The sequence below is a fragment of the Ruegeria sp. CG8 genome (genome assembly GCF_056537165.1).
The window spans coordinates 716,376-733,670 of sequence record NZ_JBQFRA010000002.1; the positions used below are offsets into that span (position 1 = coordinate 716,376).

Consider the following 17,295-nt stretch of genomic DNA (forward strand, 5'->3'; position numbering starts at 1 on the left):
TCAGTTCGTCTTTCGGCTTGGAATGAACGGCAGAGGGGCCACGGGAACCCCATCTTCGATCAGGGCCTTGGCCTCTTCCGGCTTGGCCTCGCCATAGATGGCGCGCTCCGGGGCCTCGCCCAGATGTATCTTGCGGGCCTCGCGCGCAAATTCGCGGCCGACATAATCGGAATTCGCCTCGACCTTGGCGCGCAGGGCGTTGAGAACGCGCTCTATCTCGGCCTTGGTCGGTTGGCGCTGGGCTTCGGGTCGATCACTGTTCTCCGCGCGCGGCATTTCAGCAGATGAGCGCGCAGACTGGACCCGCGGCGTCATGATCGCCTTTTCGACCTGGGTGCTGCCGCAAGTCGCGCAAGAGACCATTCCAGCCTTGGACAGCTTGTCGTAAGCGTCCGCAGACTGGAACCAACTGTCAAACGCGTGACCATTGCAGCATTTCAGTGAATATTGAATCATCTGTCGCCCAAAATGTCGGTGGGCCAATAGATACTGACAGACATGGCAATATCAAGTCTTTACAGAGGCGGTTCAATGAGGATTGAGCGCATTTGACAGCAACAGCCCGGAAAGCCCGCCGATCGAAACCGCTTGTGCTGCTTTTTCCGGCAGCATCCATCTACGCCGCCGCTCGGCGACCTCGGGGAACCGATCCGCCGTCTTGGCAACAAGCAACGGGTAGACATCAACGACGCATGTCACCCGCCCCAGATCCCGATGGTGTTTGTCGAAAGAGAACTGCCCGATACTGCGCGTCTCACAACGGCCTGTCACACCGGCCTCTTCCCAGGCCTCCTGCGCTGCGGTCTCAGACCCGCTTAGGCCGTCGATCATGCGGCCTTTGGGGATGATCCACCGCCCCGACCCCCGGGTCGTGATCAACAATATCTCAGGCACCCCGCGCCGAAGCCGGTAGCATAGAGCCGCAGACTGCGGCAGAACCGGAAATGCCCCGGTTTCGGACAGAATGTCTGGTGACAGCCCTGCGCTTTTCACGCTGCCCCGCCTCTTGTTTCGTTCTTCTTGCCTGTTTTCGGCCACTTATCTTGCGGGCCGATTAGGTGCAGGATACCACATCCTGCGGTTCTGTCCAATTTTGAAACTGTGGGTCAGGCCAACATGCGACGTTGCAGACGCTGCACAAGCTCGTCATGCGGAATATCGGCATCGATCGCCAAACGCCGCAGGCCGAAATGCACACGGGCAATCTGCTGATAGTACCGGGCGTAGAGGTAGTTCGCGCCGCCTCCGGCCAAGGCCCCCAATACCGGAACGGTCTGTGCCGCCAGTTTCTGCCCCAAAACGACCGACAACCTCGGAGCGACAGCAGCAATGATCTTTTGCAGAGCGGGGCCCGTCACGGTCAGTCGGACCGAAAAGAACCCCATGTCTGCGCCGTCGTCATGCGCCAAGGGACCTGCCGCCGACAAAACGCGGATGCAATCGAACTGCACGTTCCTTGCCGAGGGGTCAAAACCTTCACGCGATGCGGCACCCTGTATTGAGCGCAACAACATGGCCGTGGTCGCCGGAAGCTCGATCAACGCCGTCGTCAGGCCGCCAGCCCCACCTGCGGCGCCCATCGTGGTCGATATGGCGGTGTTGACCCACGGCTTCTGGTCGGGAACCGCGCGGCGCGATCCGTCAGCGGCACGAACTGCAAGCCACAAGGCCTGCTCGGTTGCACCGGTAAGCCCATCGCGCACCGAACCAGGCAGCTGTTCCAGCAGCGACTCAGCCGATCCACCCAGACGATTGAGCAACCGGATGCCGCTGCCGCCCGCGCTGCGGTAGTGGCTTGCCAACCGGTCCAACTCAGCGTCGGGGTCGATTTCTCCGACGAGAACGACGTCATTCATTCGGTGTCCTCCTGACCCTGAAACATTGGCATTTCACAACGCCGTTTCAATAGATCAGCGCGTCCAGCGGGTCACCGAACCACTCACTCCGTGCCATGCGCCGGTGGTCAAATCCAGCCCGAGAACCCGATCCGGGTTGGTTGGCGGGGGCATCTTAACACCCTCGAGCCGGGCAAACCCAAAGCGTGAATAATAGGGCGCGTCACCGACCAGCATGACCCGGTCCCACCCTTTGGCCCGCCCGGCTTCGATACCTTCGTGGATCAGAAAACCACCCAAACCTTCCCCCTGGTGGGTCGGGTGGACGGCAACGGGCCCCAACAAAAGCGCGTCGTGTGCGCCAACATGAACCGGCCAGAATCGGATGGCCCCAGCCAAAATGCCCTGCCCGTCACGGGCCACCATCGACAGCCCAGACACTGGCGGAACATCGTCGCGCAAGCGGTAGGACGACAGCGCCTCGCGCCCCGGTGCAAAACACAGGTCGTAGAGGGCTTCGACTTCCCACCAATCCTCCGGCTCTTCCGGCCTGATCCCGAACTGCTGCACCGCGGCCCTCTTTTCGACTCTGGCATTCGCCCTAGCACTTCGCTAGGCCTTGAGCAAACGCTTGGAGATCAGATGTTCTATCGCCCCGAAGACGGTCACGGACTGCCGCACAACCCGTTCAACGCCATCATCACGCCGCGCCCGATCGGATGGATCTCGACCCGCAGCGCCGATGGGATCAACAATCTGGCGCCCTATTCATTCTTCAACGGGGTTGCCTATACGCCGCCGCAGGTGATGTTTGCCTCCACCGGCACGAAACACGACCAGGACGGCGGGAAGGACAGTATCGCCAATATCGAGGCGACCGGTGTCTTTTGCGTCAACGTGGTGGCCCACGCCTATCGGGATGCGATGAACGCAAGCTCGGCCAGCCTTCCGAAAGAGGTGGACGAGTTCGCCCACGCCGGCCTGACTCCGGTGGAATGCGAAACCATCCCATGCGCCCGCATCGAAGGCGCCCCTGCCGCGCTGGAATGCAAACTGACCCAGATCGTCACGCTGCCCGGCGAAGCCAACCGCGTGGTGTTCGGAGAGGTCGTCGGCGTGCACCTGCGCGATGACTGCCTGAAGGACGGCAAGTTCGACGTCACCACCTTTCAACCATTGTCGCGGCTTGGGTATCGCGACTACTCGGTGGTGACGGAGTTGTTTTCCCTCAATCGTCCAGACGATTGAGCCGGGTTTGGGGGCTCTGCCCCCGCCGCGCTATGCGCGACTCCCCCGGGGTATTTTTGGGCCAGATGAAGGGCTCGCGCGGTCTTCATCTGGTTTAAAATATCCCGGAGCGCGAGGCAGAGCCTCGCATTACCTCAGTGGCCGCCCAGAATGCCGGTTCGAACGGAATAGTCGACCGCAAGGCCGTAATCCGGGTCATCGTCGCTGTCGACCATCAAGTGACCCGCTTTCTTGAGCAGCTTGTGGCAATCCCGGCTGAGATGGCGCAGCATGACGCGCTTGCCTGCCGCCTCGTATTTTGCAGCGATGTTTTCGATGGCCTGCAGGGCCGATTGGTCGACCACACGGCTGTCGGCGAAGTCCACGATCACCGTTTCCGGGTCGTTCTGGACATCGAACAGTTCGACAAATCCCTCGGACGAGCCGAAGAACAACGGCCCCTTGATCTCGTAGACCTTGGCGCCTTTCTCGGTTTCCGAGTCGCGGGTAACCGCGTGGATGCGCTTGGCGTTGTTCCAGGCATAGGCCAGCGCCGAAACGATGACGCCGACCACGACGGCCACGGCGAGGTCTTCCATCACGGTGACGACGGTGACCAGAACTATGACGAAGGCGTCGGTCAGCGGCACCTTGCGCAGGATGTTGAACGAGTTCCAGGCAAAGGTGCCGATCACCACCATGAACATCACGCCAACCAGCGCGGCCAGCGGGATCTGTTCGATCAGAGGCGAGCCGACAAGGATGAACACCAGCAGGAACAGCGCGGCAGCGATCCCCGCGATGCGGGTGCGGCCGCCGGACTTCACGTTGATCATCGACTGACCGATCATCGCACAGCCGCCCATGCCGCCAAAGAACCCGGTCACGACGTTGGCGGTGCCCTGCGCGATGCATTCCTGCGACGCACCACCGCGCTTGCCGGTGATCTCGCCCACCAGGTTCAGCGTAAGCAGAGATTCGATCAGGCCGATGGCGGCCAGGATGACGGCGTAGGGCAGAATGATCTCAAACGTCTCCCAGGTCAGCGGAACCATGGGGATGTGGAATTTCGGCAGGCCGCCCTCGATCGAGGCCAGGTCTCCGACGCGCGGGACATCCAGCCCCATGCCGATCACCAGCGCAGCCACCACGACGATGCCCGCCAGCGGCGCTGGCACAATGCGCGTGATGCGCGGCATCACCCAGATCACCGCCATGGTCAGCGCGACCAGCCCCAGCATCGTATAGAGTTGCATCCCGGACAGCCATTCACCACCGCTCATGCCGTGGCCGGTGTTTTCCATGGTGCCCGGCACCTTGAACTGGCCCAGTTGCGCCAGAAAGATCACGATCGCCAGGCCGTTGACAAAGCCCAGCATCACCGGATGCGGCACCAGGCGGATGAACCGGCCCCAATGCATGGCCCCCGCGATAATCTGCAGGATGCCCATCAAAACCACTGTGGCGAACAGGTATTCGACCCCGTGCTGCGCCACCAGCGCCACCATGACGACCGCCAGCGCACCGGTTGCGCCCGAGATCATACCCGGACGACCCCCGATCAGCGCGGTGATCAGCCCCACGAGGAACGCCGCATACAGGCCTACCAGCGGGTGAACCCCGGCGACGAAAGCAAAGGCCACCGCTTCGGGCACCAGGGCCAGGGCGACGGTCAGGCCCGACAAAAGCTCGATCCGCAGGCGGGCGGGGGTCAGCTTTTCGTCCGGCATCCAGCTCAGATCGGGAATGGCGAGGCGATTGGCAAAGCTTGCCAGCAAGGCTCGGGGCATGAATTGGTCCTGTGGGTCAGAATGTTCGCGCGAAGGCGGTCGTATACCCGCCTTCGGCGCTGTCTGCTAGCCCATCGATGGCAGGCTGTCATGCAAAAACTGCAAGGCGACGCCCCTTGTGGCGCCTGTGCGGCGCAAAAACACCGGCAAGCCTTGCCAAATGCCCGACAAGCCCGCAGAAATTCCGTCAGGCAGGGATCGCAGCGGAGAACGAACGTGGCCCAGACAAAGATAGCCGTCATCGGCGGATCGGGAATTTATGACATCGATGGGCTGGAAACGCCGCAATGGGTTACCGTGGAAACGCCTTGGGGCGCGCCGTCCGACCAGATCCTGACCGGGACACTGGACGGCATCGAGATGGCCTTTCTGCCCCGCCACGGGCGCGGGCATGTGCATTCGCCGACCGAGGTGCCCTATCGCGCCAATATCGACGCGCTGAAACGGCTGGGGGTCACCGATGTGATCTCGGTTTCGGCCTGCGGCTCCTTCCGCGAACACATGGCCCCAGGCGATTTCGTGGTCGTCGATCAGTTCATCGACCGCACCTTCGCCCGCGAGAAAAGCTTTTTCGGCACCGGCTGTGTCGCCCATGTCAGCGTGGCCCATCCGACCTGCCCGCGCCTGGGGGATGCCTGTGAATCCGCCGCCCGGGCGGCCGGCATCACAGTGCATCGCGGCGGCACCTACCTGGCGATGGAAGGGCCGCAATTCTCGACGCTGGCGGAATCGAAGATGTACCGCGAGCAGTGGGGCTGCGACGTGATCGGCATGACCAACATGCCCGAGGCCAAACTGGCCCGCGAGGCCGAGCTTTGCTATGCCTCGGTCGCGATGGTCACCGACTATGACAGCTGGCACCCTGATCACGGCGAAGTGGACGTCACCGCGATCATCGCGACGCTGACCGGCAACGCCGAGAACGCGCGCGCCTTGGTCAAAGGCCTGCCCGCTCTGCTGGGAGCGGACCGTGCGCCCTGCCCGCATGGCTGCGACCGGGCATTGGACCACGCGATTTTGACGGCCCCGGAAAAGCGCGACCCGCAAGTGCTGGCCAAACTGGATGCGGTGGCGGGCCGGGTATTGTAGGCGGCCTTGACGGCCACGTGTTTTCTTAGGCTAGCTGCTGCGGATTTGACGGAGTTGGATGATGGATTTTGAACTTTGGCTGGCCTTTGTCGCCGCATCGACCGCCCTTCTGCTGATCCCGGGACCGACGGTTCTGCTGGTGCTCAGCTATGCACTGTCCAAAGGTCGCAGCGTGGCCGTGGCCTCGGCCACGGGGGTTGCGCTGGGGGACCTGATTGCCATGACCGCTTCGTTGCTGGGGCTTGGGGCGCTGGTGCTGGCGTCGGCCACGCTGTTTTCGGTGTTGAAATGGGTGGGAGCCGCCTATCTGGTCTGGCTGGGCATCAAGCTGCTGCGCAGTGCGCCGTCCAGCGGGATGCAGGCGGTTGCCACCGGGCGCGACGTCACCGCGCGCGGCGTGTTCGGCCATGCGGCCGCCGTAACTGCCCTGAATCCGAAATCCATCGCCTTCTTCATTGCCTTCGTGCCGCAATTCCTGCGCCCGGCCGAGCCGTTGGGCCCGCAATTCGCCATTTTGATCGCCACTTTCGTTGGGTTGGCCGGGCTGAACGCGCTGGCCTATGCGTTGCTGGCCGACCGGCTGCGCCGCGTAATCGGCCGCCCCGGCATCATCACCGGCATGACCCGTTTCGGAGGGTTGACCCTGATCGGAATGGGCGTGGCCACGGCGGTACTGCGCCGCCCGGCCTGAAGGCAGTCAGGTCCCGGCGTTCTCGGCCATGAACGCGCGAATGAACTTGCGGATCTCGCGCGCGGCCGAGGTGTCGAGATCGCGGCAAAGCGCAACAAATGCGTCGCGTTCGTCCTTGTCCAGGCGCAGAACCAGCTGGCTATTCTTTTTGGTGGATCCATTGAGGTCGGCCTTGGCCACGGCTGTCATCCTTGTTCTGGGCCTGCATCAGCGCGTGGCACCTTGTATAGACAAAGCGCATCGCTTGTCGATACCCGCAGCCCCCCAAGGGCGGGTTGTCCGGGCGTATCTGTTCCGCAGCAAATACGCGCAGGACGGCAGCCGTGGCTTGCATGACTGGCCGTGATACGCCAAACACCGCCGTGTTTTGACGCAAAAAGGGTTGCCCCATGTCCAGAAGCAAAACGGTCAAGGATTACATTCGAACCATCGTCGATTTCCCCCACGAAGGGATCATGTTCCGCGACGTGACGACCCTGTTTGCCGATCCCCGCGGGTTTCGCATGGCCATCGACCAGATGCTGCACCCCTATGCCGGCGAGCGCATCGACAAGGTCGTGGGGCTCGAGGCGCGTGGTTTCATCCTGGGGGGCGCAATCGCGCACCAACTGAGCGTGGGCTTTGTCCCGATCCGCAAGAAGGGCAAACTGCCGGGCACCACGATCAGCGAGGAATACAAGCTGGAATACGGCGAGGCCATCGTCGAGATCCACGATGACGCGATCCAGCCCGGCGAAAAGGTTCTGGTGGTCGATGACCTGCTGGCCACCGGCGGCACTGCCGCAGCAGGCATCAAGCTGATCGAACGTCTGGGCGGTGAGATCGTCAGCTGCGCCTTCATCATCGACCTGCCCGAGCTGGGTGGCCGGAAGGTGCTCGAGGACATGGGCATGGACGTCCATGTCCTGTGCGAATTCGAAGGGCTGTGAACAGACAACGGTCACGATTTCGTGACTTGTCGCTGGAAACGCCGCGCGCTTAGCGCGGCGTCGTTCGTTTTCCAGTCGGTTTTTTTGTCCCCGACGCGTGATCTCCTTCCGGCATGTCCCCGTATCACCCCTGATGTCGCCGATGACATCCTCAACAAGGAAAGTAGATCATGTTTCGCAAATTCGCTGTTGCCGGTGTCGCCAGTATCCTGTTTTCGACCGCTGCCATGGCCGACGGCCACGGCAAGGACATTGTGGACACCGCTGTCGGAGCCGGCAGCTTCAACACTCTGGTTGCAGCTGTGCAAGCCGCCGAGTTGGTTGACACGCTGAAGGGCGAAGGCCCGTTCACCGTGTTCGCGCCCACCGATGAAGCCTTTGCCGCGCTGCCCGAAGGGACCGTGGAAACACTGCTGAAGCCCGAGAACAAGGACCAGCTTGTGGCGATCCTCACCTATCACGTGGTTCCGGGCAAGGTGATGTCGGGTGATCTGTCCGACGACATGACCGCCGCCACCGTTCAGGGTGGAGAGATCACAATCGACCTCGACAACGGTGTCATGGTCAATGACGCAAATGTCGTTCAGGCAGATATCGAAACCAGCAATGGCGTGATCCACGTCATCGACAAGGTTATCCTGCCCGAGTCGTAAAGAACGCATCGCTGCGGCCCGGAGCGTCCGGGCCGCACTCACACATCTGACAGGACGGCGCCCGGGTTCATTATCCCGAGCGGGTCCAAAGCAGCCTTTATGGCGCGCATGGCCGACAGTTTGGCCGGATCACCATAGCGTTCCAGATCGCCGGTCTTCAAACGGCCCACCCCATGCTCGGCACTGACCGATCCTTCAAATTCATGCACCAGGTCATGAACCGCGCGCTTGATCGCGCCGCGCCGGTCATCGAACTCGCCCCGGTCGTGACCTTTGGGCGGGAAGACGTTGTAGTGCAGGTTGCCGTCCCCCAGATGACCAAAGCAGTTCACCCGGAACGGTCCGAGGGCCGCAATCGCCTTGCCGCCTTGCCGGATGAAGTCGGGGATCCGCGAAATCGGAACCGAGATATCGTGGCTGGACACCGAACCGATCAACCGGTTTGCCTCGGGGATGCGTTCGCGCACCGACCACAGCGCGTCGCGCTGCGCGGCGCTCTGGGCGATGACGCCGTCCGACACCAGACCACGCGCCTCCGCTGCCAAGAACAAGGATTCCAGCGCCGCCTCGGGCTCGTGCCCCGCCGCCAATCCCAGCTCGATCAGGACCGACCATTCCGGCGGTGTGTCAAAGGGTTGCCGCACGTCCGGCAAGACCTCTGCCAGAAAATCCAGCCCCTGTCTGTGGATCAGTTCGAATGCGCTGACGGTTTCGCCCAGATGGTCCCGGGCCAGGGCCAGCAGGTCGATCGCCGCTTCGGGACTGGCCACCTGAAAGATCGCCGTGCCCAGCCCGGCAGGACGCGGGAACAGTTTGAGCGAGGCGGCGGTGATAACCCCCAGCGTGCCCTCGGACCCGATCAGCAGGTTGCGCAGGTCATAACCGGTGTTGTCCTTGCGCAGCCGCCCCAGCCCGTGCCAGATCTCCCCGTTGGGCAGAACCGCCTCGAGCCCGAGGCACAGATCCCGCGCATTGCCATAACGCAGGACGTTGACGCCCCCTGCATTGGTAGCCAGGTTTCCCCCGATCCGGCAGGACCCCTGCGCCGCGAGCGACAGCGGAAACAGCCGGTTGGCCGTCTCGGCCGAGGCCTGAATGTCGGCCAGCACAGCACCGGCCTCGGCGATCAGGATGTTTTCGGTCGGGTAGACGGCCCGGATCGCGCGCATCCGCTCGAGCGACAGGATCAGGGGCGCGGGGCCATCTGCCATGACCTGCCCGCCCACAAGACCAGTGCCGCCGCCGTATGGCACCACCGGCACGCGGGCCTCGGACGCCAAACGCACCAAGGCTGCAACCTCCTCAACCGTGCGGGGCAAGGCCAGCAGACCCGCCTGCCCGGCGAAGCGGCGGCGCGGCTCTTCCAGATAGCGCGGCTCGACCGGGCGCAGAACATCGTCACCCAGGCGGGCGCGGATGGTTTCGGCAAAGGTTTCGTCGGCAGGGTTCAAATGCATGCCCTCTGCATGCCCAAGCCTGCGGCGCACGGCAAGGCTTATTCCAGTTCCATCAGGTATCGCGGCTCAAGCACCACCACCGTCGGGCGGTCCGGCAGGGTCCGCAGCGATACTTCGATTTCCGAGACACCGTCCCGGCGCACCGGGAAATCGGATCGGATATCGGCCAGGAACCGGTCCAGCGAATAGCCCGAGAACCAGTGCATCGGAATGATGACCGAGCTTTTCAGCCGCTGCAGCACCGAGATCATCTCGGGCAAGGGCATGGTCGTGCCCCCGTCCACCGCCGCCATGACCACGTCCAGCCGCCCTAGGGCCGCGAACTGTTCGTCGGACGGCACGTGGTGCAGATGCCCCAGATGGCCGATGCACAGGCCTTCGACCTCGAACACGAAGATCGAGTTTCCGCGCTCCTCCACCCCACCATAAGCGGACCGGATATCGGTCGATACGTTGCGCACCAGCAATTCGCCCAGATCGAGGTAATGTTCGATGCCCTCCCCGAACTCACCCCACCCCGGCAGCACATGCGGGATGGCCGGATCGGGATAGGCGGTCCAATGTGTGTCATGGGCGTGGTTCATCGTCACGATGTCGGGGATCAGGTCAGCGCCGCCGATGAACCCGGTGAAATCAGTCACGGCATTCAGCCCGCCGGGTGTCTGGATCAGAAAGGACGCATGCGCGACATAGCTGATCCGTACCGAGAAATCGGGCACCGGATCCTGCCACGCCGCCTTGTGTACGTACTGTATTCCAGGGGTGTTCTGGGCGATGGCGATGCAATGGCTCGGCCGACGCTCCTGCGCCGCCGCCGTCCCTGCCAGCAAGATCAGACCCGCCAAAATACTCCGCATGATGGGAAGTCTAGCGCATCCGGCACCCGAGTCACGTCACGGGGCCCAGATTTCGGACACGGTCCCGCCTGTATCAACGCCAAATGAGCGGCCTAGCCCGCGTCCGTCCGCCCGCGCCGGTCCGAGCGCAGCGATGCATAGAGCACATGCGTCCGCCAACGCCCGTTGATCTGCAGATAGGATTGCGCCACGCCCTCGTATTTGAAGCCCGAGCTTTCCAATAGCCCGCGAGAGGCGGCGTTTTCCGGCAGGCAGGCGGCCTCGATCCGGCTCAGGTCCAGTCGGGTAAAGGCGTAATGCACCACGGCGCCGATGGCCTCGCGCATGTAACCCTGCCGGGCAAAGGCCTGCCCGGTCCAATAGCCCAGCGTTCCGGCCTGCGCCGGCCCCCGGCGGATGTTGTCCAGCGTAATGGCGCCCACCAGCATGTCATCCGTTCTGCGGAAGAGGAACAGCGGAACCGCCGTGCCATTGGCCACCGAGCGTTGCGCCCAGTAGACACGGTTGGTGAACGATTTGCGGGTCAGATGATCCTTGGCCCAGATCGGCTCCCACGGGGTCAGATACTCGCGCGAGGCCAACCGCAGCGCGGCCCAGTCGTTGAAGTCGGAATGCACGGGCGGGCGCAAGCTCAACCGCTCGGTCTCGAGTTTCAGCCTGCGTCTGCCCAACAGCATCACGCCGCGCGCCTCTCCTGCAGCCTCTCCAGTGTCGGCGCACCACCCACAGGTCCGTAGAGCGCCAGTGCTGCCGGGGCCTGAACCGCCATCTTTTCGGCAAAGGCCCGGACGTCGGCGGTGCTGACCGCGTCGATCTTGGCCACGGTTTCCTCGAGCGGCGGAACACGGCCCCATATCTGCACCAGCCGGGCCAGACGTTCGGCCCGGTTCGAAGGGCTTTCCAGCCCCATCAGCATCCCGGCCTTCATCTGTGCGCGGGCGCGGGCAACCTCCTCGGGGCTCATGTCCTCGGCGGCGCGCTTCATCTCGTCGATGGTGATGGTGGCCAGCTCGCCCACCTGATCGGCCGAAGTGCCGGCATAGATCGTGGTCGTTCCCGTGTCGGCATAGGCGCCGGTCTGGGCAAAGATCGTATAGCACAGCCCGCGGGTCTCACGCACTTCCTGAAACAGGCGCGAGGACATGCCGCCGCCCAGCGCGGTCGAATAGATCTGCGCGGTATAGATCTCGTCATTGCGATAGCCCGGGCTTTCCAGCGCCAGGGCAAAATGCGCCTGCTCCAGCGCCTTGTCCCGCCGCGCCTCGCCGCCGGTGAACCGCGCGGGTTCCGGTAGCAGCCCCTTGCGGGGTTGCAGATGGCCGAACATCTCTTCGGCCAGTTTCATCAACTGGTCATGATCGACCGCGCCCGCCGCCGACAGGATCATCTGATCGGGCGCGTAGTGCTCGGCCACGAAGGCCGACAGGTCGTCGCGCGAAAAGGCGCTGACCCGTTCGGTCGGCCCCAGAATGGTGCGGCCCAGCGGCTGGTCGCGATAGCTCTGTTCCTGCAGCCAGTCAAAGATCACATCGTCGGGCGTGTCATGCGCCTGTCCGATTTCCTGCAGGATCACGCCGCGCTCAACCTCGATCTCGCGCGGGTCGAAGACGGGGTTCAGGACAATGTCGCCGATCACGTCCATCGCCAGCGCCACGTCATCCTTCAGCACCCGGGCGTAATAGGCCGTCACCTCGCGCGAGGTATAGGCGTTGATATAGCCGCCCACATCCTCGATCGCCTCGGCGATCTGCAGGGCCGAGCGCCGCTCGGTGCCCTTGAAGGCCATATGCTCGAGGAAATGCGCGATGCCGTTCTGTTCGATCCGCTCATGCCGCCCGCCAGCGGTCACCCAGATGCCGATGGCTGCCGATTGCAGCCCCGGCATCTGTTCGCTGACGATCCGAAAGCCGTTTGTTAGTTGGTCCAGTCTGACAGTCACTCAGCAATATGCCTTTTGATATGATCCTCGATTGTGCCCAGATCGTTGGCGATGCGGGTCACCCGTTCCGGACGTTCATACAGATCGGACATGCGCGAGGGAAGGGGCGGATGCACACCGCTGGCCTGCTCGACCGCGGCGGGGAATTTCGCCGGGTGCGCGGTGGCCAGTGTAACCATGGGCACATCGGCGGCGCGGGTGTCTTCGGCCACCTTGATGCCCACGGCGGTGTGCGGACAGACCAGCTCGGCGCTGTGTTCCAGCGTGGATTTGATCGTGGCGAGCGTTTCCTCTTCGGACACACGACCCGAGTCGAAGCTTTCGCGCAGGGCCTCCATCGCGCCCTGGCTGACGTGGAAGCCGCCCTGTTTCAGCTCGTCCATCAACTGCGCCACGGCCCGCCCGTCCTCGCCATAGGCATAGTACAACGCGCGCTCAAAGTTCGAGCTGACCTGAATGTCCATCGACGGGCTGATCGAGGGGATGGTGTCGCCCTTGAAATAGCCCTGCCCCGACAGGCAGCGATGCAGGATGTCGTTCTGGTTGGTCGCCACCACCAGACGGTCGATGGGCAGACCCATCCGCTTGGCGATATAGCCGGCGAAGATGTCGCCGAAATTGCCGGTGGGCACCGTGAAGCTGACCTTGCGATGCGGCGCGCCCAGGCTGGTCGCGGCTGAGAAATAATAAACCACCTGCGCCAGCACGCGAGCAAAGTTGATCGAGTTCACCCCCGCCAGCTTGACCCCGTCGCGGAAGTCGAAATCGTTGAACATGTCCTTCACGGCGGCCTGACAGTCGTCGAAATCGCCATCGACGGCCAGCGCGTGCACGTTGCTGTCGGCAGGCGTGGTCATCTGGCGGCGCTGCACTTCGGAGACGCGGCCATGCGGGAACAGGATGAACACATCGACCGCGTCCAGCCCCCGGAACGCCTCGATCGCGGCCGATCCGGTGTCGCCGCTGGTGGCGCCCACGATGGTTACACGTTCGCCCCGCCGCTTCAGCGCCACCTGGAACAGCTGGCCGATCAGCTGCATGGCGAAATCCTTGAAGGCCAGCGTAGGCCCGTGGAACAGCTCCAGCAGAAAGTGGTTCTCGTTCAGCTGCTTCAACGGCGCGCGGGCATCATGGCCGAACCCGGCATAGGCGCGGGCAATGATCTCTTTGAATTCGTCCCCGGCGAACGAGCCGCTGACATAGGGCCACATGACGCGGAATGCGATTTCCTCATAGGGCAGTCCGGCCAGCGCGGCGATCTCGTCCTGGCTCAGAACCGGGATCTCGGCAGGCAGGTACAGGCCACCGTCGCGGGCCAGACCGGTCAGCATCGCCTCTTCAAAGCTCAGTTCGGGCGCCTGCCCGCGGGTCGAGATATATTTCATTGCGCGTCACTTTCTGATGGGGCGCGGCCGCGCCACAGGAAATATCCGGTCATTGCGGCCCAGACCAGCGCCAGGCCGAACCATGTCACCGCGTATTGGAGATGGTCGTTGGGAATACCCGCCGTATCCACCGGCAGCGGCGTGATGGCGGGATCGGTCTGGCTGCGGGCAACCATTAGGATCGGTTCGGCCCCAAGCGCATCGGCCAGCGCGGGCACATCGCGCGCAAACCAGATGTTGCCCGCCGGGTCCGGATCGGGGGTATAGCCGTCGATCTCATCGGGCCAATGCAGATTTCCGACTACCTGCATGTGGCCGATCTGGCGTTCGGCCTGCTTGGCCGTTGTGGGCACAAAGCCCCGGTCCACAAGGATCGTGCGATCACCGGTTTGGAAGGGCGCGATGACCCGATAGCCCGGCCCGACCTGTTTGACCGAAACCAGTACATGGATTTCGCCGGGCAGCATCTCGCCCGATACTTCGACGGGCAGATAACGGTCGGCTTCGGGATCGACCGCCTCGGGCAGCGGCACCGGATCGGCGGCGATCCGGGCTTCGATGTCGGCCAGAATGCCCTCTTTCCACGCCAGACGCTGAACCTGCCAAGTGCCTAGAGACACAAGAACCGCCAGCCCGGCGAGCCCGAAAATCAGCAGAAACAGGATGCGGCGCATGTATGGCCCTTGTTGCGTGTCATAGCGGCTCGGGGTCAAGCCGGCGTCTTGTTACGGTCTGTGCGCAAGGAAATGCAACCTTGCAATTGTACGGGGCGCAATCCCTTGCGCCCCTGATCGAGAAAAAGCCGCCCCGAGGGGCGGCTTTTGCAATTCGACAGCCTCGCGGGGCGTTACATCAGCGGTGCCTGACCCCAGATGTAGACTGCGAAGAACAGGAACAGCCAGACAACGTCGACAAAGTGCCAGTACCATGCGGCCGCCTCAAACCCGACGTGTTTCTCCGGGGTAAAGTCGCCACGCAGCGCGCGGATCAGACAGACCGTCAGGAAGATGGTGCCGATGATCACATGTGCGCCGTGGAAGCCGGTTGCCATGAAGAAGTTCGAGTAGAACTGATCGCCGCCGAACTCCCACCCTTCGTGGGCCAGCAGCTCGTAGTATTCGAAGGCCTGCAGGAAGGTGAAGGCGATGCCTAGGACGATACCGATCGCGAGACCCTGAATCAGCGCCTTGCGGTCGTTGTCGTGAACCAGCGCGTGGTGCGCCCAAGTGATCGCACAGCCCGACAGCAACAGAACCAGAGTGTTGATCAGCGGCAGGTGGAACGGGTCCACCGCGTGGATGTCAGGCTGGATGTATTCGGTGCCGGCATAGTCGTACATCGGATACATGCGATGTTTGAAGAACGACCAGAACCAGGCGAAGAAGAACATCACCTCGGACATGACGAACAGGATGAACCCGTAGCGCAGCCCGATCCGGACGACCGGGGTGTGATCACCCGCGCGGCTTTCGGCCACGACCTCGGACCACCAGGCAAACATCGTGTAGAGAACCGCCACAAGACCACCCCAGAACACGAAGGAGGTCATGCCGTGCATCCACAAGACGGCTCCGAACAGCATGACGAAGCCACCGATCGCGCCGATCAGCGGCCAGATCGAAGGTGCCAGAATGTGGTAATCGTGGTTTTTTGCGTGTGCCATCAGCGTCCCTCACCTACAGGCGTTAGTTCGTGTTTGTTTCTGCCTGCGCATCCAGGGCGGCATAGCCCTCGGGCAGGTCTATTTCATAGAATGTATACGACAGCGTGATCGTATGAACATACTGTGCTTCGGGGTCTTCCACCATTTCGGGGTCGACGAAGAAAGTTACGGGCATCTCGACGCGTTCGCCGGGCTCCAGAACCTGCTCCTCAAAACAGAAACATGCGATCTTCTGGAAGTATCCGCCGGCGGAATAGGGCGTCACGTTGTACGATGCCTGTCCCGCAACCGGCTTGTCGGTCGGATTGTATGCTTCGTAAAAGGCCAGACCGGTCTCACCGATACGCACCTTCATCTCTCGCTCGACGGGTTTGAATTCCCACGGCATGTCTTTGGCCTTGGACGCGTCGAAGCGAACGGTCACCACCCGGTCGAGGATATCGTCGGGCGTGGCCTCGGCAACGCCGGTGGTGCCCCCGAACCCGGTGACCCGGCAGAACCAGTCGTAGAACGGCACGGCCGCCCAGGCCAGGCTGCCCATCAGAACAACCAGACCAACGGTTTGTGCAACGGTCTTCTGCGGTCCGCTCAAAGCCATCAGTTCTGAACCTCCTCGCTGGGCACGCCGAAATCGCTGCCCGAGACCTTTACGATGGTCAGGCCGAAGATGATCACGATGAACGCCGCCAGCGTCAGCCCGACACCCAGGTTGCGGCCGAAGCGACGCTGGTGCAGCTCATGGCTTTTGCGCAGGCTCATGACCAGCCTCCCAACCCGTAGGGTTTCAGCAGCGCCTCGGCGAGGATCGCGCCGAAATGCAGGAACAGGTACAGCAGCGACAGCTTGAAAAAGCTGCGCTCGACCTTGAAATTGTCCGCCTCCGCGTCGTCTTCGGTGCGGCGCGAGATGGCCCATGCCCCCCGCAGGAACAGAGCGTTCAACACCACGGCAACAGCGAGGTAAATCGGCCCACCGATGCCCGAGAACGCCGTGCCCACGGCCAGCAGAGCCAGCAATGCGGTATAGACCAGAATATGGGTCCGCGTGGCGCGGCGTCCATGCGTTACGGTCAGCATCGGCACGCCGGCGTCGTCATAATCCGAGCGCATGAACAGCGCCAGCGCCCAGAAATGCGGCGGGGTCCACATGAAGGTCAGGGCAAACATCAGCCAAGGCTCGAGCGTCATCGAACCCGTCGCGGCAACCCAGCCGATTACCGGCGGGAAAGCGCCCGCGGCGCCTCCGATCACGATGTTCTGCGGCGTCAGGCGCTTGAGCCACATCGTGTAGATCACGACATAGAAAAAGATGGTAAAGGCCAGAAACGCGCCCGCGAACCAGTTGGTCGCCAAGCCCAGCATGATCACCGACAGACCCGACAGGGCCAGGCCCAGCGCCATCGCCTCGCCGGGCTCAACCTTGCCCGACGGGATCGGACGGCCCTTGGTGCGCTTCATAACCTTGTCGATATCCGCGTCCCACCACATGTTCAGCGCGCCCGAGGCGCCGCCACCGATGGCAATGAACAGGATGGCGCAAAAGCCGACGAACGGATGTACCGGCACAGGGGCGGCCAGCAGACCCACCAACGCGGTGAATACGACAAGCGACATCACCCGCGGCTTGAGCAGGGCGAAATAGTCGCCAAAGCCGGCCTCGTCCGCACGGGATTGTGCGGCAAGTGTGCTGGCATTGATGCTCGCGTCGGTCATGTCAGGTCCTTGTGGTGCGAAAGCTGCGCGAAACCCGCGCAGCCTGTCCTTGGTTTCGAACGGGCCTC

21 protein-coding genes are annotated in these 17,295 nt (G+C 62.9%); 5 read left to right on the plus strand and 16 right to left on the minus strand.

What is annotated here, in order from left to right; translation table 11 throughout:
- The 4 genes from ACR0EF_RS09570 to ACR0EF_RS09585 form a co-directional block, all read right to left on the minus strand.
- On the minus strand, positions 1 to 456 hold the full coding sequence (locus tag ACR0EF_RS09570; RefSeq protein ID WP_170358227.1) for a DUF1178 family protein: 456 nt from the start codon (positions 454 to 456) through the stop codon (positions 1 to 3).
- Between the two features lie 72 nt (positions 457 to 528).
- Entirely contained in the window at positions 529 to 993 is a 465-nt protein-coding gene (locus ACR0EF_RS09575; RefSeq protein ID WP_170358225.1) for an NUDIX hydrolase, read from the minus strand.
- A 113-nt stretch (positions 994 to 1,106) separates the two neighbouring features.
- On the minus strand, positions 1,107 to 1,856 hold the full coding sequence (locus tag ACR0EF_RS09580; protein ID WP_170337952.1) for an EcsC family protein: 750 nt from the start codon (positions 1,854 to 1,856) through the stop codon (positions 1,107 to 1,109).
- 54 nt (positions 1,857 to 1,910) lie between these two features.
- Positions 1,911 to 2,405 (minus strand): GNAT family N-acetyltransferase, encoded by a 495-nt coding sequence (locus ACR0EF_RS09585; protein WP_170370873.1) that lies wholly within the window; start codon positions 2,403 to 2,405, stop codon positions 1,911 to 1,913.
- Between the two features lie 72 nt (positions 2,406 to 2,477).
- Between ACR0EF_RS09585 and ACR0EF_RS09590 the strand changes: the two genes are divergently transcribed.
- On the plus strand, positions 2,478 to 3,083 hold the full coding sequence (locus tag ACR0EF_RS09590) for a flavin reductase family protein (protein WP_170372060.1): 606 nt from the start codon (positions 2,478 to 2,480) through the stop codon (positions 3,081 to 3,083).
- 134 nt (positions 3,084 to 3,217) lie between these two features.
- Here ACR0EF_RS09590 and ACR0EF_RS09595 read toward each other — a convergent pair whose 3' ends face one another.
- Positions 3,218 to 4,852, minus strand: a complete 1,635-nt coding sequence (locus ACR0EF_RS09595) for a SulP family inorganic anion transporter (protein WP_170337945.1) — start codon at positions 4,850 to 4,852, stop codon at positions 3,218 to 3,220.
- Between the two features lie 216 nt (positions 4,853 to 5,068).
- Here ACR0EF_RS09595 and ACR0EF_RS09600 point away from each other — a divergent pair, with 216 nt between their 5' ends.
- Both ACR0EF_RS09600 and ACR0EF_RS09605 read left to right on the plus strand, forming a co-directional pair.
- Positions 5,069 to 5,941, plus strand: a complete 873-nt coding sequence (locus tag ACR0EF_RS09600) for an S-methyl-5'-thioadenosine phosphorylase (protein WP_170372058.1) — start codon at positions 5,069 to 5,071, stop codon at positions 5,939 to 5,941.
- A gap of 61 nt (positions 5,942 to 6,002) precedes the next feature.
- The gene (locus ACR0EF_RS09605) at positions 6,003 to 6,632 is read left to right on the plus strand and encodes a LysE family translocator (RefSeq protein WP_170372056.1); all 630 of its coding nucleotides are present in this window, start codon (positions 6,003 to 6,005) and stop codon (positions 6,630 to 6,632) included.
- Positions 6,633 to 6,638: 6 nt separating this feature from the next.
- Here the strand turns inward: ACR0EF_RS09605 and ACR0EF_RS09610 are convergent, their stop codons facing one another.
- Entirely contained in the window at positions 6,639 to 6,812 is a 174-nt protein-coding gene (locus tag ACR0EF_RS09610) for a hypothetical protein (protein ID WP_480771322.1), read from the minus strand.
- Positions 6,813 to 7,021: 209 nt separating this feature from the next.
- Between ACR0EF_RS09610 and ACR0EF_RS09615 the strand changes: the two genes are divergently transcribed.
- Together ACR0EF_RS09615 and ACR0EF_RS09620 are read left to right on the plus strand one after the other, a co-directional pair.
- Positions 7,022 to 7,561 (plus strand): adenine phosphoribosyltransferase, encoded by a 540-nt coding sequence (locus tag ACR0EF_RS09615; RefSeq protein WP_093962739.1) that lies wholly within the window; start codon positions 7,022 to 7,024, stop codon positions 7,559 to 7,561.
- A gap of 170 nt (positions 7,562 to 7,731) precedes the next feature.
- Positions 7,732 to 8,214 carry a fasciclin domain-containing protein gene (locus tag ACR0EF_RS09620; protein WP_093962740.1) on the plus strand — a complete coding sequence of 161 codons (483 nt, stop codon included), beginning with the start codon at positions 7,732 to 7,734 and terminating at the stop codon, positions 8,212 to 8,214.
- Between the two features lie 38 nt (positions 8,215 to 8,252).
- Here the strand turns inward: ACR0EF_RS09620 and ACR0EF_RS09625 are convergent, their stop codons facing one another.
- From ACR0EF_RS09625 to cyoE, 10 genes are all read right to left on the minus strand, one after another.
- Positions 8,253 to 9,671: an FAD-binding oxidoreductase gene (locus ACR0EF_RS09625; protein WP_170372052.1), complete on the minus strand. Its 1,419-nt coding sequence runs from the start codon at positions 9,669 to 9,671 to the stop codon at positions 8,253 to 8,255.
- Positions 9,672 to 9,709: 38 nt separating this feature from the next.
- Positions 9,710 to 10,528 (minus strand): MBL fold metallo-hydrolase, encoded by an 819-nt coding sequence (locus ACR0EF_RS09630; protein ID WP_170370876.1) that lies wholly within the window; start codon positions 10,526 to 10,528, stop codon positions 9,710 to 9,712.
- Positions 10,529 to 10,620: 92 nt separating this feature from the next.
- Positions 10,621 to 11,205 carry a GNAT family N-acetyltransferase gene (locus ACR0EF_RS09635; RefSeq protein WP_093962743.1) on the minus strand — a complete coding sequence of 195 codons (585 nt, stop codon included), beginning with the start codon at positions 11,203 to 11,205 and terminating at the stop codon, positions 10,621 to 10,623.
- Entirely contained in the window at positions 11,205 to 12,467 is a 1,263-nt protein-coding gene (locus ACR0EF_RS09640) for a M16 family metallopeptidase (protein ID WP_170358207.1), read from the minus strand. The genes ACR0EF_RS09635 and ACR0EF_RS09640 overlap by 1 nt, the downstream gene beginning before the upstream one ends.
- Entirely contained in the window at positions 12,464 to 13,852 is a 1,389-nt protein-coding gene (gene thrC, locus ACR0EF_RS09645; RefSeq protein WP_170337931.1) for a threonine synthase, read from the minus strand. The genes ACR0EF_RS09640 and thrC overlap by 4 nt, the downstream gene beginning before the upstream one ends.
- Positions 13,849 to 14,526, minus strand: a complete 678-nt coding sequence (locus tag ACR0EF_RS09650) for an SURF1 family protein (RefSeq protein WP_170371002.1) — start codon at positions 14,524 to 14,526, stop codon at positions 13,849 to 13,851. Before ACR0EF_RS09650 ends, thrC begins: the two co-directional genes overlap by 4 nt.
- Before the next feature lie 173 nt (positions 14,527 to 14,699).
- A complete protein-coding gene (locus ACR0EF_RS09655; RefSeq protein ID WP_093962747.1) occupies positions 14,700 to 15,515 on the minus strand; it encodes a cytochrome c oxidase subunit 3 in 816 nt (271 codons plus the stop codon).
- Between the two features lie 22 nt (positions 15,516 to 15,537).
- Positions 15,538 to 16,113, minus strand: coding sequence for a cytochrome c oxidase assembly protein (locus tag ACR0EF_RS09660; protein ID WP_093962748.1), 576 nt, complete (start codon positions 16,111 to 16,113; stop codon positions 15,538 to 15,540).
- A complete protein-coding gene (locus tag ACR0EF_RS09665) occupies positions 16,113 to 16,274 on the minus strand; it encodes a hypothetical protein (protein ID WP_170337538.1) in 162 nt (53 codons plus the stop codon). Before ACR0EF_RS09665 ends, ACR0EF_RS09660 begins: the two co-directional genes overlap by 1 nt.
- Entirely contained in the window at positions 16,271 to 17,227 is a 957-nt protein-coding gene (cyoE, locus tag ACR0EF_RS09670) for a heme o synthase (RefSeq protein ID WP_093962749.1), read from the minus strand. Before cyoE ends, ACR0EF_RS09665 begins: the two co-directional genes overlap by 4 nt.
- Between the last annotated feature and the right edge of the window lie 68 nt (positions 17,228 to 17,295).